This window comes from Secundilactobacillus muriivasis (genome assembly GCF_054785195.1).
In genome coordinates this window covers 14,240-30,743 of record NZ_BAABMI010000003.1, presented here as the reverse complement: position 1 = coordinate 30,743, position 16,504 = coordinate 14,240, and the positions used below count along the sequence as shown (strand labels likewise).

Annotated in this window: 12 protein-coding genes; all 12 read right to left on the bottom strand. The window is 48.3% G+C overall.

What is annotated here, in order from left to right; translation table 11 throughout:
• Nucleotides 1-660: 660 nt before the first annotated feature.
• Nucleotides 661-2,034 carry a 23S rRNA (uracil(1939)-C(5))-methyltransferase RlmD gene (rlmD, locus tag ACYVR3_RS00315; RefSeq protein WP_057151942.1) on the bottom strand — a complete coding sequence of 458 codons (1,374 nt, stop codon included), beginning with the start codon at nucleotides 2,032-2,034 and terminating at the stop codon, nucleotides 661-663.
• A 91-nt stretch (nucleotides 2,035-2,125) separates the two neighbouring features.
• Nucleotides 2,126-3,145 (bottom strand): diacylglycerol kinase, encoded by a 1,020-nt coding sequence (locus ACYVR3_RS00310; protein WP_057151941.1) that lies wholly within the window; start codon nucleotides 3,143-3,145, stop codon nucleotides 2,126-2,128.
• Between the two features lie 33 nt (nucleotides 3,146-3,178).
• A complete protein-coding gene (gene gatB / locus ACYVR3_RS00305) occupies nucleotides 3,179-4,600 on the bottom strand; it encodes an Asp-tRNA(Asn)/Glu-tRNA(Gln) amidotransferase subunit GatB (protein WP_054736527.1) in 1,422 nt (473 codons plus the stop codon).
• Nucleotides 4,600-6,069: an Asp-tRNA(Asn)/Glu-tRNA(Gln) amidotransferase subunit GatA gene (gene gatA, locus ACYVR3_RS00300; RefSeq protein WP_461242646.1), complete on the bottom strand. Its 1,470-nt coding sequence runs from the start codon at nucleotides 6,067-6,069 to the stop codon at nucleotides 4,600-4,602. The genes gatB and gatA overlap by 1 nt, the downstream gene beginning before the upstream one ends.
• A gap of 5 nt (nucleotides 6,070-6,074) precedes the next feature.
• Nucleotides 6,075-6,383 carry an Asp-tRNA(Asn)/Glu-tRNA(Gln) amidotransferase subunit GatC gene (gene gatC, locus ACYVR3_RS00295; RefSeq protein WP_054736523.1) on the bottom strand — a complete coding sequence of 103 codons (309 nt, stop codon included), beginning with the start codon at nucleotides 6,381-6,383 and terminating at the stop codon, nucleotides 6,075-6,077.
• Nucleotides 6,384-6,963: 580 nt separating this feature from the next.
• Nucleotides 6,964-8,106, bottom strand: coding sequence for a CamS family sex pheromone protein (locus ACYVR3_RS00290; protein ID WP_461242645.1), 1,143 nt, complete (start codon nucleotides 8,104-8,106; stop codon nucleotides 6,964-6,966).
• On the bottom strand, nucleotides 8,093-10,156 hold the full coding sequence (gene ligA, locus ACYVR3_RS00285) for an NAD-dependent DNA ligase LigA (protein WP_461242644.1): 2,064 nt from the start codon (nucleotides 10,154-10,156) through the stop codon (nucleotides 8,093-8,095). Before ligA ends, ACYVR3_RS00290 begins: the two co-directional genes overlap by 14 nt.
• Nucleotides 10,157-10,174: 18 nt before the next feature.
• A complete protein-coding gene (pcrA, locus tag ACYVR3_RS00280; protein ID WP_461242643.1) occupies nucleotides 10,175-12,439 on the bottom strand; it encodes a DNA helicase PcrA in 2,265 nt (754 codons plus the stop codon).
• Between the two features lie 498 nt (nucleotides 12,440-12,937).
• Nucleotides 12,938-14,098, bottom strand: coding sequence for an ATP-grasp domain-containing protein (locus ACYVR3_RS00275; RefSeq protein WP_461242642.1), 1,161 nt, complete (start codon nucleotides 14,096-14,098; stop codon nucleotides 12,938-12,940).
• 103 nt (nucleotides 14,099-14,201) lie between these two features.
• Nucleotides 14,202-14,726, bottom strand: coding sequence for a DUF2179 domain-containing protein (locus ACYVR3_RS00270; protein ID WP_461242641.1), 525 nt, complete (start codon nucleotides 14,724-14,726; stop codon nucleotides 14,202-14,204).
• A 45-nt stretch (nucleotides 14,727-14,771) separates the two neighbouring features.
• Nucleotides 14,772-15,353 carry a xanthine phosphoribosyltransferase gene (locus ACYVR3_RS00265; protein ID WP_054736517.1) on the bottom strand — a complete coding sequence of 194 codons (582 nt, stop codon included), beginning with the start codon at nucleotides 15,351-15,353 and terminating at the stop codon, nucleotides 14,772-14,774.
• Nucleotides 15,354-15,482: 129 nt separating this feature from the next.
• Nucleotides 15,483-16,394 carry a 1,4-dihydroxy-2-naphthoate polyprenyltransferase gene (locus ACYVR3_RS00260; protein ID WP_461242640.1) on the bottom strand — a complete coding sequence of 304 codons (912 nt, stop codon included), beginning with the start codon at nucleotides 16,392-16,394 and terminating at the stop codon, nucleotides 15,483-15,485.
• Between the last annotated feature and the right edge of the window lie 110 nt (nucleotides 16,395-16,504).

Below are 16,504 nucleotides of genomic sequence, written 5' to 3'. Positions count from 1 at the left end.
CTGACCGGAATCTCATATTGCGCAATTGGTCGCCATTGCAGATCATCTCAAGCGCTTAACTGTACGTTCGGTCACGGGATTACAACGACTGACGTTGATTCGACAAACGTCCAGATTGATCAGCAATCAGCGATTTATATTGCGATGGCTGAATATCAGCGCAATTGTAGTAAGGTTACGTGAACGTAGCGCATAACTGGCAGATTAGTTTCACACGATCGTTGGTCCATTGCGGTTACGCGTCTGCAGTTGTCAAGTAATTGTCTAACGTTGCCATTACGCAGTTCCGTCAACTGCAGATTGTTGTAGGTAGCAGTTAAGTTTCCGACAGCGCACCATGTAGCGGGAGGCGGAGGCGCGCGGGGCTCAGCAGTGTCGGTATGACTTAAGCAGTCGTGCCCCGTGGGGTTCGGGGTGCGAGTGCTTTAGTCATACGCCAGTCCGGAGAGATCCGGCATGGGCGGTTTTTGCCCATTCCTAGCTCGTAGGCTGGCCACTGCGTTCCAGTCCCCGCATAGCGCCGTAGCCTCCCGCGGCATCCTCCCAATATAGAAGACCAGAATCACCGAACTTCACAAACTAAACACACTTACGCTGGACACAAGCGACAACAAAAAAAGCACCAACAGCAATTAACTGTCAGTGCTAATTCAAAACTAATTAGTCCCGTTCCAACAACGTCACTGATTCAATATGTGGCGTTTGTGGGAATTGATCAACGGGCTGGATTGGTTCGGTTACGTGGTAGCCAACTTCAGCGAAACGTTGGATATCCCGAACTAAGGTCGATGGGTTACAGCTAACGTAAACGATCTTCTTAGGCGCCATTGCGGCTGCACTTTCGATCAAGGTTGCGTCCAAGCCCTTACGTGGTGGATCCACAACGATGACGTCCGGCTTCAAGCCCTGCTTTTGCCATTCGGCCATTTGGTATTCGGCCTTGTTGGTTTCAAAGTGGGTATTGGTCAAACCGTTTAACTTAGCGTTCTTCTTAGCGTCTTCAACGGCGGTTGAGACGACTTCGACACCGTAAACTTCCTTGGCGTGGCGAGCCATCGCAAGGGAAATCGTCCCGATACCACAGTAGGCATCGATCACGGTTTCGTTCCCTGTTAAGCCAGCCCGGTCAATTGCAAGTTGATACAATTTTTCCGTTTGGACTGGGTTCACTTGGTAGAACGATTGGGCCGAAATTTCAAACCGGTTTCCTAACAACGAATCATGGATCACTGGTTCGCCGTAAAGCACGTTGGTGATGGGTCCCATGATAACGTTGGTTGGGCGGCTGTTAACGTTTTGAATGATGCTGGTGATGTTTGGTAAAGCATCAACGATTTCAGCGACAATCTCCTTGGCGTGTGGCAAGGTGTGCGAGTTGGTGATCAAGCCAATCATCATTTCGTCTTCGTAGTAACTCTGACGCACCATGATATTTCGCACGATGCCCCGGTGAGTCCGTTCGTCGTAAGGGGTCAACCCTTGCCCGCGTAAAATGTCGCGAACGATTACGATGGCCTTATCGATCCGAGGATCTTGGATGTAAAAGTCTTCCAATGGCACCAAATCATGGGTGTGTTGGCGGAAGAAGCCAGTTTCTAGCTCACCGTTAACTAACCGAACCGGGATTTGAGCCTTGTTGCGGTAGTGGTATGGGGTTTCCATGCCAATGGTTTCGTTAACCGTTAAGTCTAACTTGCCTTTGCTTAACAAGGATTGAATCTGGTGTTGCTTGAAACGCAATTGAGCGTCGTAGGTCATGTGTTGTAATGGCGCGATCCCAGCTTGAGCGAGTTTCCGGTCTTTGGCTGGAATCTCAACCCGGTCTGGTGACTTGGTCAGGTGTTCAAGAACCCGCGCAAAGCCAAAGCTCTTGCCAACCTTGGTCACAACGAACTTCACTTTTTCACCAGGTAACGCGTTGGTGACGAACAGGGAGTAGTTATCAACTTTGACAACCCCTAAGCCCTCGTACGTGACGTCCACAACGTCGCCGGTGTAGGTTTCATTTTTACTTACTGGTGCTTGTATTTTCATTTAATTCTCCTATTTGCTTAACTAAAGAAAGGTTTTGCTGCCTGAACCATCATACAGCAAAACCCTTCAAATTGATACTGATTCCTGTTAACTACTCAGTTTTCGTTGATTCTTGATCTTCTGGTAACTCCGAAACACCCTGAACGAACTTGCGCTCCGCTTCAATCAATTCCTGACTTTCAGCTTCCACTGCATCGTCTGGAATGTCATCAAGGTTCGCCACAATTTCGATGTGTTGTTTCAAGTTCAAGAACGTCATTGGTGCATCACCACCGTATTCCCCATCAAGATTGATCATGATGCGGGAATCTTCAACCGGCTTCACATCAACTTTACGCACTTTGCGGTAAATGATCCGAGGATCGTTGATGTGCTTACCACCGTTCAACACCAGAGTCAGCAAATGCAGAATTTCTGCTAAATTGCTGGTCTTGACGATGATCATGGTAAACTTGCCGTCATTTAACGAGGCATCCGGAACGATTTGTTCAAAGCCACCGATCGAATTGGTCAGTGCCAAGAAGAACATTGAGGCTTCACCATTATAGGTTTCACCATCGTAACGCAGATCCATCTTAAACGGCCGGATTCGGGGTAACAGTTCGGCCCCCTTCACCAAGTACGCTAAGTAGCCAAACAGCGTTTTTAACTGAGATGGCACTTCATACGTCAATTCGGTCAGTCGACCACCACCCGCAATGTTGACGAAGTAGTTTTTGCCGGCTTGCCCAATATCCATTTTGATCGTTTGTTGCTTGAGCACGACTTTGGCAGCTGCCAAGGGATCCTCACGTGGGATCTTCAAGGCTCGCGCGTAGTCGTTAGTGGTGCCGGCCGGAATAATGGCCATCATCGGCCGTCTCTTCAACCCGGCTAACCCGTTAACGACTTCGTTAATGGTGCCATCGCCGCCCGCCGCAACGACGAGGTCAAAACCGTCGCGGGCTACACGCTCCGCTTCGTCACGTGCAGAGTTAGGCGCTGGCGTTGTCGCGTACGCGCTTGTTTCATAACCAGCCTGTTCATAGACACCTAAGATATCGATCAAATCCTTCTTTAAGGCTTCACGGCCAGAAGAAGGATTATAAATCACCCGCGCCCGTTTACGCATAAGCGTTTCCTCCAGTATTTGTTCCGAAAAATTTTACTTCTTAAGGGAAGCCATCAACAATTGGTTAACGACTTTCGGGTTAGCTTTCCCGTGGGTTTGCTTCATGATCTGACCCACTAAGAACCCAACGGCCCGGTCTTTCCCATTGTTAAAGTCTTCAACAGATTGCGCGTTGTTGGCTAAGATGTCATCGATGATTGGTTGTAATTGCGCGGGATCTGATAATTGAACCAAGCCCTTTTCTTCAACGAAGGCCTTTGGTTCCTTACCTTCAGTGATTGCCTTGAAGACTTTCTTGGCCATCTTGCTTGAAATCGTGCCGTCAGTGATCAAGTTGATCATGCCAGCCAAGTTTTCAGGCGTCAGGTCAGTGTCTTGCAAGTCAGCATGCTTGTCGTTCAAGAACGCGTTAACGTCCCCTTGCAAGTAGTTAGCGGCTGATTTGGCATCCGCACCCAACTTCACAGTAGCATCGAAGAAGTCAGACATTTCCTTGGTTTGCGTCAAGACCATGGCATCGTAATCACTCAAGCCAAGCTCGTTGATGTAACGCTTGCGACGATCACCAGGCATTTCTGGCATTTCGCTCCCAATTTCGTTGATCCAGTCATCAGAAATGTTCAAGGCTGGCAAGTCAGGTTCTGGGAAGTAACGGTAATCGTCAGAGCCTTCCTTGACCCGCATCAAGATCGTTTGGCCGGTCGTTTCATCAAAACGACGGGTTTCTTGTTGAATCTCGCCGCCAGACATCAAGACGCGTTGTTGACGTTGTTCTTCAAAGGCCAAGCCCTTACGAACGTAGTTGAAGGAGTTCAAGTTCTTCAACTCAGTCTTAGTCCCGTATTCCTTTTGGCCGGCTGGACGGATCGAAATGTTAACGTCGACCCGCATCGAGCCTTCTTCCATCTTCACGTCGGAGATCCCAGTAAATTGAATCCGTTGACGCAAAGCTTCTAGGTAAGCGTAGGCTTCGTCTGGTGAGGCGATTTCAGGCTTCGACACGATTTCGATCAATGGCGTGCCTTGACGGTTCAAATCCACGTAGGAATAGTCACGTTCGTGGGTGTTCTTCCCGGCATCTTCTTCGATATGCATCTCAGCGATCCCAATCTTCTTCTTTTCGCCGTCAACGTCAATTTCGATCCAGCCATCGTGTGCCAATGGTTTGTCGGATTGTGAAATTTGGTACGCCTTTGGGTTATCCGGGTAGAAGTAGTTCTTCCGGTCAAAGTGCGTGTGTGGTTCAACGCTGGCGTGTAAGGCTAACGCAGCCATGATACCGCTCTTAACAACGCCCTTGTTGGTTGCTGGTAAGACCCCAGGATAGCCCCAGTCAATGACGTTGGTGTTAGCGTTAGGATCGTCCCCAAATTCAACGGGGGATGGACTAAAGATCTTAGAGTTCGTCTTTAATTCAACGTGGACTTCAAGCCCAATGGTTGTGATAAAGTTCATTAGTTTTGGCCCCCTTGGTTTGGTGTTTGGTTATGAAAATCAGTGGCTTGTTCGAAGACGTAACCCGCCTTGTAAAGCGTGCTTTCATCGAATGGCCGACCGATCAATTGCATCCCAACAGGTAACCCGTTTGAGAAACCAGCAGGAATTGACATCCCTGGTAAACCGGCAAGGTTAACTGGGATGGTTAAAATATCGTTCATGTACATCGTCATTGGATCAGAAACTTCCTCGCCAATCTTGTAGGCTGGCGTTGGGGCAACTGGTCCCATGATGAAGTCGTGATCCTTCAAAACGGCCTTGAAGTCGTTAATGATCAACGTCCGTACTTGGGCAGCCTTCTTGAAGTAGGCATCGTAGAACCCAGCTGAAAGGGAGAACGTCCCCAACATGATCCGACGCTTAACTTCATCGCCGAAACCTTCAGTCCGTGACTTCACGTAAACGTCTTCCAAGTTCTTTACGTCTTGGGCCCGGTGGCCGTAACGAATCCCATCGAACCGTTGGAGGTTAGATGAGGCTTCGGAACTGGCGATGATGTAGTAGGCTGCCACACCGTACTTGTTATGTGGCAAGGAAACTTCGTCCACCGTAGCGCCTAATTCGCGGTATTTGTCAGCGGCTGCCAAAATGGCATCCTTCACGTCTTGGTCGACCCCTTCGCCAAGGAATTCCTTTGGCAAACCGATCTTCATGCCCTTAACGCTGGTTTGATCGTTTAATTCCGCAGCAAAATCAGGCACATCCTTAGTTGACGTGGTTAAATCACGTTCGTCATGCCCTGCGATTGCTGAAAGTAAAATGGCGTTATCCTTAACGGTCCGAGTCATTGGGCCAATTTCATCCAAACTTGAACCAAAGGCAATCAAGCCCCAACGTGAGATTCGGCCGTAAGTTGGCTTCATCCCAACGATCCCGTTAAATGAAGCGGGTTGGCGAATCGAACCACCGGTATCAGAACCCAAAGCGGCCACAACTTCACCAGCAGCAACTGCCGCAGCAGAACCACCTGATGACCCACCAGGAACGACTTCGTGATCCCAAGCGTTCTTAGTGATCTTAAAGGCTGAGTTTTCAGTTGAGCCACCCATGGCAAATTCATCCATGTTGGTCTTCCCAACGTTGATGACGTCCTTGGCGTTCAAGCGTTGCATCACCGTTGCGTCGTAAACTGGCACAAAGTTTTCCAACATCTTGGAAGCGGCCGTTGTGGTCAAGCCTTTAGTGACGATGTTGTCCTTAATTGCCAATGGAATCCCTGATAAGACGTTATCAGCATCGATTCCCTTTTCATCTAATTCAGCTGCTTTCGCTAACGCAGCTTCTCGGTTCAAGTTCAAGAAGGCGTTCACTTCAGGGTCAGTTGCATCGATGTTATCAAAAGTGGCCTTCACTAAGTCAGTGACGGTGATTTTCTTGTTGACGAGGTCATCATGCAACGTCGTCAAATCTTGTCCAAAGTAGTTCATCGGGTCTACTCACCCTCACTTTCATCAATAATTGCAGGCACTTTAATATAGCCGTTTTCGGCTTCTGGTGCGTTTGCCAACAAGGCGTCACGTTGACCCCAGTTGTCGGCAACGTCTTCACGCATGACGTTAATTTGGTCGCTCACACTAGAAGTAGGTTCGACCCCTTCCGTATCAACTTCACTTAAGGTTTCAAATAACCCGATAATGTCATCCAATTGGGTCGTAAAATACGCCAACTGGTCGGCGTTTAAATCGAGCTTTGCCAACGATGCTACGTGTTGGACTTGTTCTTGATCAATTCGGCTAGCCATCAAGTTTCCCTCTTTCACAAGTTTTCTGCGTTATTCGTTAATTTTAACGCTACACAGAAATTATTTTAACACAAGTCTGGAGATTGAAGAATATAAATTGTTGGTGTTTTTGGTAAGAGCGGTTTCAGTTTGGGTGGTTTGGTGGTGGTTGGAAATGATTGATTGGCGCATTTTAACTGTCTGTTGCTTAATCGTAAGTGACGATTCGAGACAATATCTTACACGTTAGGTGCTCGGTCTTGCTCGCAGGTTATTCGAGTGCAATTGGCGACGCCCCAAAGCGTCAACCGAAGCAAAGCGTTGCTCGTAAGGTGTCTGGCATGCTGTGCACTTTTTCTGAGTGCAACTGGCCACGCTCATTGCTACTACGTTTGTTTCGGCTCAGTATGGACTAATTTTTCTTGGGGTTTCGTCACCTGACTGAAGTTTGTCAGCTGCTCACTTTCTGGCCACCGCGCCGAAACGCGTAAACCGAAGCAAAGCGCTATGTATAAGGCGTCCCCTGCAATACCACCCCAAAACCGGGTGGTATTGCAGGGGACGCCTTATACGCCGCGCTTTAACCGCTTCGTTTTACGCTCTAATACGAATTAAACACATGCGCCGTAAACTTCTTCGCCCCACTATCCCGACTCAAGAAGCTCTGAATACCATCCGCCGACTTCACCGTAATGTCAATTGGTGCGCCTGATGGGAGGTACTTTTGCGCTGCTTGTTGGAGATACTGCGTGAAGCTGATAATTTCCGTTTGGCTGTAGAACTGCGTCGTGATGCTGACGTTCATGCCTGATAACTGCTTGTCCGTGTATTGGGCTTGAGCGGTGACCCCACTCAAGTTCGGGAAGAAGTTTTCGATTTGCGTCTTGAAGTTATCAAAGGCGCTGGCATCGTTTGAGTTACCCGTTTTGGCGCTCGATGACGTCGTTGGGTAAACGTAGTTCTTCTGGTTAACGGACTTCCACGAGCTAACCTTCGTCGTTCCCGCCTTGTTGACGGAGTAGGCAAAGAATGTCCCACCAATCAAGCTATCATTAGCCGCTTGTTTGTATAGCGCAATGGTGATCGGCACGTTCTTCAATGCTGGCTTCTTACGCATCCGTGCGAGCACTTGGTTGGCAATTTTAGCCCCTTCGCGCTTGATCGTTGCGTTACTAATATGGGTTTCGTAAGTTGCCCCGTAACTCTTCTTTTCGTAGTAGTCAATCGAATTCAACCCTAACCCAACCGTGACGCCAGAAAGAGTCAATTTCTTACCGCTTTCCTTCATGAAATCCTGTTCTTCCATCTGTTGCAAGTACATTGGATTCCGCGTCGTTGCACCCAGCTTACCGTTGTTGACGGGGTTCAAGCCGGTTGGATTCGACTTTGACTTCCGGTTCAACCAGTTTTGAACCGTGTTGGTTGACAGGTATTGGCCTTCTTGGAAGACGTATTTGTTCGTTGAAAAGACCTTCTTGGACACGTCCAATAAGCCACTTTCAAAACTCTTTAAGTTGTACTGATTATCGTTTTGGGAGACGTTAACGCCCCGTGACTTACTGGTCACGTACTTACCGTTTTTAATGACCCCTTGATACTCGCCCGAAGAGGCTTCCCCGGTTAATTGGGTACCCTTGCCTGAAGTTGTACTCGTTGAGGTACCTGAAGAACTCCCTAGGTTACCACAAGCACTCAAAAATAAGCCACACACGGCCACTGCAATTAGTGCTTTAACTCGTCTCATTGCCAATCTTTCCTCCATTTTCTGACGCTTTTGGATCCGCCATTTCGGCCGCGAACTGGGCTTCATCCCAAACTGGCACGTTTAATGATTCCGCCTTAGTGAGTTTACTACCCGCATCCGTTCCTGCAATGACCAAATCAGTTTTCTTCGATACACTGCCCGTCACCGTTGCGCCCTGTGATTCTAACCAAGCCGCAGCGTCTGGTCGGGTCATCGTGGTCAATTTACCCGTTAACACGACCCGCTTGCCCGCAAAGAAGCCTGTCGTTGGCACTTCTTCGGCCGGTGCAGACGTATAGGTCATGTTAACGCCTTGATCAACTAATTCTTGAATCAATTGCTGAACCTCAACGTTGCCAAAATACGTGACTAAACTGTCAGCAATCGTCTCGCCAACGGAGTCAATTGCCGCAATCTCATCCTGCTGGGCTGCCATAATCGCTGTCATCGTCTTGAACTGAGCCGCAATCAACTTAGCAGCCTTATTGCCGACATGCCGGATCCCTAATCCAAATAATAAGCGTTCCAGCGAATTATTGCGACTGTTATCGAGTGCATTTAATAAATTATTAGCGGATTTCTCACCAAACTTGTCTAACGTCACCAGTTGGTCGAAGGTCAGTTTGTATAAGTCGGCCACATCGGTCACGTAGGCTTTATCAAATAACTGCCCAATGATCCGTGGTCCGAGACCGTCAATGTTCATGGCGTTTCGAGACGCAAAGTGGGTCATCTGTTCGGCCAATTGTGCTGGACAACGCGGATTGATGCATCGCAGGGCAACTTCGTCATCTAAATGCACCAGTTCCGCCCCACAAGATGGACAATGCGTTGGGATCACATACGCAACGCTATCCGCTGGCCGTTTAGCTGGTAAATAGTTCGAAATTTCTGGAATGATATCGCCAGCCTTATGCAACATGACGGTGTCACCCAACCGAATATCCTTTTCCTGCAAGTAATCTGGGTTGTGCAGCGAGGCTCGTGAAACCGTGGTTCCAGCAAGTTGCACCGGATCCATGATGGCCGTTGGGGTCACAACCCCCGTCCGGCCAACCGTCCATTCAATATCACGGACGATGGTTGCCGCTTCTTCCGGCGGGAACTTGTAGGCAATTGCCCAGCGCGGTACCTTGACCGTGGCCCCCATTTGCCGTTGAATCGGTAACGAATTGACTTTGACCACGATACCATCGATGCCGTAAGCCAAATCATCACGTCGCTGTGTATAGTAGTCAATGAACGCGTCCACGTCAGCTTCATCTTTCACCACGCGATACGTTGGATTCGTTGTGAACCCAAGTTCAGCCAGTTCGTCAAGCATCCCGCTCTGGGTCCGTGACGTTAATGGTTCATAATCCGCCACGTTATACATAAAGGTACTTAATTTCCGTTCGGCGGTAACTCGGGTATCTAGCTGCCGTAAGCTCCCAGCAGCGGCGTTTCGAGGGTTGGCAAATACCGGTTTTCCCTCAGCCTCTCGTTTGGCATTTAAATCTAGAAACGACTGCTTAGGCATGTAACATTCGCCCCGAACTTCGATCGTCAATGGTCGTGTCAGTTTCGTTGGAATCGATGGAATCGTCTTCAAATTCGCGGTAATATCTTCGCCAATTAGGCCGTTCCCCCGTGTTGATCCCTGAACCAGGACGCCGTCTTCATACTGCAACGAAATCGCTAGACCATCGATTTTCAGTTCACAGTTATAATCGCCAGTTTCATTTTCGGTAATGTGGTCAATAAAGTCCATCAACTCTTCTTTAGAGAACACGTCCCCCAAAGAAAGCATCGGAATGTCATGGGCCACTTTTGAAAAGTCAGTCGAAATCGCCCCACCAACGTTTTGGGTTGGTGAATCTGGGGTGATCAAATCCGGATACTTCTCTTCGATTGCTACTAGCTGTGCGTACTGCTGATCATAGACCGAGTCCTCAACCGTTGGTGCGTCGCTCGTATAATACGCCTCACCCCATTGGCGGAGTTTCGGTCGTAATTCGGTAGCTAACGCTTCAGCCTCAGCCTTCGTTAACGTTTCAATTGAATCTGCCATGATTGACGCTCACCTCCGTTACTTGTTGACCCGTGTGATTGGCGCAAAGGCGGCTAATAACCGCTTCACGCCCTCTTGTGGGAACGCAATGTCTAATTCAGTGTCCTCACCGGTGCCAGAAATCTTCACCACGGTCCCGACACCCCACTTCTTGTGGGTCACTTTATCACCAGAATGCCAAACCTGTTTGTCTGCGCCAGTCCCTTGACTGACTGCTGAACTGCTTGAACGAGTTGCGCGAGTTGGTCGTTGATAAGTCGTCGCCGTGGCCGAAGCCGTCCGCCGATCAAATGGCGTTTGCACTGATGACCGTTGCGTACCTGGATCAACCCGATTTTCACTGTGCAACAATTCTGGTTGAATCTCATCAATAAACCGCGATTCTGGGTTGCGTTGCGTGCGACCATACAGCATCCGGGAGAACGCGTTGGTCAAGAATAACTTTTGCTTGGCCCGGGTGATGCCCACGTAAGCTAACCGCCGTTCTTCTTCCAATTCATCGTTTTCAGCCGCTGCCCGACTAAGTGGGAAAATCCCTTCTTCAAGACCAATCAAGAAGACCACTGGGAATTCCAACCCCTTCGCTGCATGCAACGTCATCAACGTGACTTGAGCCGGTTGTTCTTCCACGTCATCTTGATCAGACACAAGCGCCAGATCCGCTAAGAAATCAACGATTCGGCTACCAGATTCACTGGCTTCTTCATCAAACCCATCGTCAAACTTCTTCGTCACGGACAAGAATTCTTCAATGTTTTCAAGTCGAGTTTCAGATTCCAAACTTTGGTTCACTTGGAGCGCCTTTTTATAGCCAGAAACTTCTAAAATTTGGTTGGTTAAATCCGTCACCGTACTGTCCTTGGCGTATTCCTGCAACCGTTTGATGGTCATCCCAAAATCGCCGATGGCCCCTCGAGCGCGGCTAGTAATGTTCCCAGCCAATTCAACGTTCATCGCGGCTTCAAGTTCGGTCCAGCCATTCTCGTTGGCAAACTGGCGTAATTTGTCTAAACTACCGGAACCAATCCCCCGCTTAGGTTCGTTGATCACCCGTTCCAAACTAATGGCATCAGCCGAATTGGCCACCAATGTTAAGTAGGCCAGTAAGTCCTTGATTTCTTTTCGGTCGTAGAACTTGTGACCACCAACGATCGTGTAAGGCACGTTAGCTTTAACCAGCGTTTCTTCCATTACCCGGGACTGCGCGTTGGTTCGGTACAGAATTGCAAAGTCGCCGTAAGTATAGTGCTTTTCGCGCATTAATCGCTGAATTGATGAGACCACGTAACGGGATTCGTCATTTTCACTTTGGCCACGGTAGTAACTGATCGGCTCACCCTGACCATTATCGGTCCAAAGGTTCTTATCCCGCCGATTATCGTTGTTTTGAATGACTTCGTTAGCGGCATCCAAAATGGTTTTGGTTGACCGGTAATTTTGTTCCAACATCGTGACGTGGGCATCCGGATAATCCCGTTCAAAGTTCATGATGTTTTCCATATTGGCCCCACGCCAACCGTAAATACTTTGGTCAGCATCCCCGACAACACACAGGTTTTGGTTCTTCTGAGCCAGTAAGTTGACCAACGTATACTGAGCATCGTTGGTATCTTGGTATTCATCCACGTGAATGTACTGGAACTTATCTTGATAGTTTTCCAAGACGTCTGCATTTTCCTTAAACAGCCGAATCGTCAACATGATGAGATCATCAAAGTCCATGGCTTGGTTTTGTTGCAGTGCCTTTTGGTAGGCAGCATAGGCCTTCGCCGTAATCTCTTCAAATAACGACCCAGCTTCTTGCGCCAGTTGTGCCGGCGTTTTTAATTCGTTTTTGGCGTTTGAGATCGCCGATAAAATTGCGCGTGGGTCAAACTTTTTCGGATCAACGTTCAATTCCGAAAGTACCCGCTTCATCAACGTCCGTTGGTCGCTGGTATCAGCAATTGTGAAGGCTTTGTTATACCCCAATCGATCAGCATAGCGCCGGAGGATCCGCACACACAACGCATGGAAAGTCGATGCCCATACATCGTTACCTGATGGTCCCAGTAAGTTCACGATCCGTTCACGCATCTCACGAGCTGCCTTATTGGTAAAGGTGATGGCTAACACGTGCCAAGGCATCACGCCTTTTTCAATTAAGTAGGCGATTCGGTGAGTCAGTACCCGGGTCTTCCCACTACCGGCCCCCGCCATAATCAGTAGTGGCCCTTCCGTGTACGCCACGGCTTCTCGTTGCTTATCATTTAATTTAGCTAATAGTGAACTCTGTTCTGCCACGCCTAATCCAATCCTCTCTATTCGTTAATCCGCTTATTTCGCATCATTTAAATTTTCCCTTATTCTGGGGTGTAAATCAACTACTTTGTTGGGGCTTTTCTAAAAATTATCATTACAGTGTGCGGAGCGAGACGGGTTGAGAGCAGTGTGCAAGGCAACATCGGTGAAGGCGCCCGGGCCTGGCGGTTTTACCGATGTTGCCTTGCATGCAGCTCTCAGTCTCGCGCAGCACGACTCGACGAAGTCAGAAGCCTATCTGGCTATTCGGCGCGGTAGCCAAAAAGCTCGTGGTTGACAAGTTTCTATAACTTCAGGAACCCTGGAAATATCAGTTTAAGTGTCGCCGAATTTTGTAGCCTGAGCGTACCGCCTTTTATGCGGCTTTGGCGAGCGAAGCGATGACAAACAGCCGACAACCAAATCGCACCCAACCCAGACCACAACGAAAAAAGCACCCACAATATGGATGCTTCGTTCACAACACTAGCTAAGCGTCAATTATTCAGCTGATTCATCCGTTGAAGCCGGTGTTGACCAGATTTCAGTATCATCGAGTTGTTCGAGCAATTTGTTAACATCGTCGCCCTGAACCAAAACGTGGCCGACAAGGTCATCATCGTTGGTAGTTTGTTGATACCGCTGGTAATAAGAAAAATGCCAGTTCTTCTTAATGACCCACTGCGTCCGAATCGCATTGAGTTGGCGCTTCTTGAAGGCTGCTAATACGGTTGGCCGTAGGATCTCAACGTCACTTAATGGCAACCCGGCAATTGCGCGTAAATGCTGTTCAAACTGCGTGGTCGAAGTTGCTCGGTCAAAGATCCGACCGACTTCGCCAAAGGTTGGTACGATTTGCTTGACGTAGATCGCGTTGTTTGCCGTCAGCATGAAGTCAACTTCAAACACGCCAACGTAGGTCACGTTCGCCACGATTTCGTTACAGATTCGATCCAATTCACTTTGAACATCGGGTTCGATTTGAGCCGGTAAGTAAGCCCACTTCAACTGACCATCTTGACGTTCGATCTGCACGGCGGGAAATAGCGTTGCTTCCCCATCACGTGTCCGAGCGACCGTTACCGCCAGTTCCCGGGCGTAGCTGACCGTTGATTCAAGGATGTAAGTCCCCCAGTCCATCAAGCCAGCCGCCTGCGCAATGTCCGTTTGGGTCTTGATCAGCAATTCTTCACCGTGGGGCAGATCCTTTTGAATCGGCTTCAACACGGCAGGGTAGCCGATTGAGTTAATCGATTGGTAAATGTCATCAAGGCTAACGATGGTGGCATACGGTGGGATGTTAACGTTCAATTGTTCATAAAACGCGCGTTCCAGCAACCGATCTTGCATCACCATTTGTAAGTCATATCCCTGTGGTAGCACCGTTTTGTCAGCTAAAACGTCTAAAACGGCCGGGCTAAGATGTTCCGAATCGTAAGTGACGAGATCACAACGTTGTGCAAAGTCCTCTAAACGTTCGCGGTCTGACAGTTCGCCAACGATGCGAAAATCTGCTAATTGTAGCATTTCACTCGTCTCGTCTGCGCCGTATGCACCAACGTTAAAGCCTGCTTGCCGCGCAGCTGCGACGATCATCGAGCCATTGCTGCTATTACCAATAACCCCGATGGTGCCTCCTGGATACAAAACATGATTGTCCAAATTCGTTCACTACCTTCTTACTTAATTCAGTTTTTATCTCTAATTTGATTATAACGATATTACCGAAAACCACTAGGCCTTTTACGAAAACTTAGGATTTCAATCACTTCTGGCGGTGATTGCGGACCCGTTTGACCCAAAAACCGCCAGATATATATTTGGGTTCGTACGTAATCACGAACGCCTTCGCATCAGCCTCGTTCACTAACGCATAAAGTCGCCGCTCCTGATTACGGGGCGTCAAAATATCTAAGACGAGTCGCTCGCCTTCTAAGCCTTCCGCCCGAGATTGCGTGACCCCAAAACCATTATTGCGCAGGATCTGCGGTAACGGACTATCGGTGTTGGGTAAGATGACTGTGGCCATAATATACCCTAACGCTAGCTTATCTTCAACCCAGATGCCCACTCGAACGCCAACACCGTACCCTAAGGCATAGGCGATGATGTTCCAGATATTATCTAGGCGGTTTAAAACCAGCGATAGGCCAACCACATAAATCGTGATTTCGACCATGCTGATCAACGGTGCCAGATTGCGATAGCCCTTCATCGTCAGCATAAATCGAATCGTATTTAACGTAATGTACACAAAGTTAACGGTAAAAATTAACACTAATGTTCCCACAGTACCCCCTCCATTTCAGGACAACAGCGGGGTCAGCGTCACGTTTTAATCGTTGTCGCTGGCGAAGGTCACGCCGTCATCAGATAATGATGCGATACTAGCTAATGCTTCCAGGTGAATGCCTTGATCTAAGACCATTTGGTGGCCCTTTTGGAACCGTTTTTCGATAACGACCCCAACCCCGGCAACTGAGACGTTCGCTGCCTTAGCGATTTCCAACAAGCCTTGAACCGCTTGGCCGTTTGCTAAGAAATCATCAATAATCAAAACCTTATCGTCTGGCTTAATGAAGCGTTTGTCGATACTGATATCGTTGTTCACTTGCTTGGTGTATGAGTAAACCGTTGCGGTATAAAGGTTATCCGTCAACGTTAATGAGCGGTGTTTCCGGGCAAATACCACGGGCACGTTCATCTGGAGACCAGCCATCATCGCTGGTGCGATCCCAGATGATTCCACCGTTAAGATCCGCGTCACGCCTTCATCCGCAAAGAGGCGCTTAAACTCGCCACCCAGTTCGTACATCAATTGTGGGTCAACTTGATGGTTTAAAAAGTTATCCACTTTTAACACTTCACCAGGTAATACGGTTCCGTCGCGTTTGATCCGGTCTTCTAGTAACTTCATGAATAAGTTCCTCCTAATTAAGTCCAAGCATCCGATGATTAACTGTACCCTTAGTGTACCCGAAACAAAACGGCCTTTTCAATGGGTATAACCAAAAGAATCGCTAAAATCGAGATAATTTTAACCAAGCTACCAGTTTAGTAGCGTACCGATCCCGATAAAGACGATGCAAAACACCGCCAGAATAATGGCATTTTTCACGATGTAGCGAAAGGTTTCTTTTTTGACTTGTTTAGCTTGGAATCGGCGGGTGTTTTTCAATACCAGTGGGATGCTGCCTAACACCAAGAGACTCATGTAAGGCAAACTGTGCCAAAAAACGCTTAGCACTAGGCAAACGTAACCGGCAACGTAGCACCCGCTCAGCACCTTGAGCATCGCTGGTTTGCCAAAGTAGTAGACGATGGTCTTACGATTCAGGAGTTTATCTTCTTCGGCATCGCACAAATTGTTCGCCAGCATAATGTTACTAATGGCAAACACCGCAATCCCAGAGGCCAACAAGATCCGTAAAAAACCGCCGATGCCAATCGTGAACACCGCCTGAATGTTTAAGTAGACCGAAATCAAGGTGATAACGAACCCCATCGTGAGGCCTGAGAAGACTTCCCCAAACGGCGTCGTTGAAATTGGCCGTGGCCCAGCCGCGTAAAAATACCCTACTGCAAAACAAAACACGCCCATCACTAATAGTGGCCAACCGGTTTCAAACACTAAAATCAGGCCTAGCACCGTAGCACTACCAGCCAATAAAATAATCAAATTGCGAATTAGCGTCATTGAGAGGTGATTGACCCCGATGATGTTAGTCTGTTGCTTCCAAGTTGACGCTTCCTTGGTCGCGTGGCGGTAATCTGAATAATTATCGTGCGCATCAACCGCCATATTAAATAAGAGCATTGCCACAAAAAAAGTAAGCGCTAGCGGCCAGTTTACAACGCCGTACACGTAACTCGCAATGTACAGGCCCATAAAAAAGGGAAACACGGACGCAATTTTCGCCTTTGCTTCCACTAATTCTAAAAACACTTGAATCGACATTGCCGAACCTCCAATCAAAAATCTAACAAGACCGTGTCAGCTTGCAGTCCTGACACGGTCCAAGTTTGCTTATTTAGTGTAACGATTAGGCGTTAAAAATGCAATGTTCC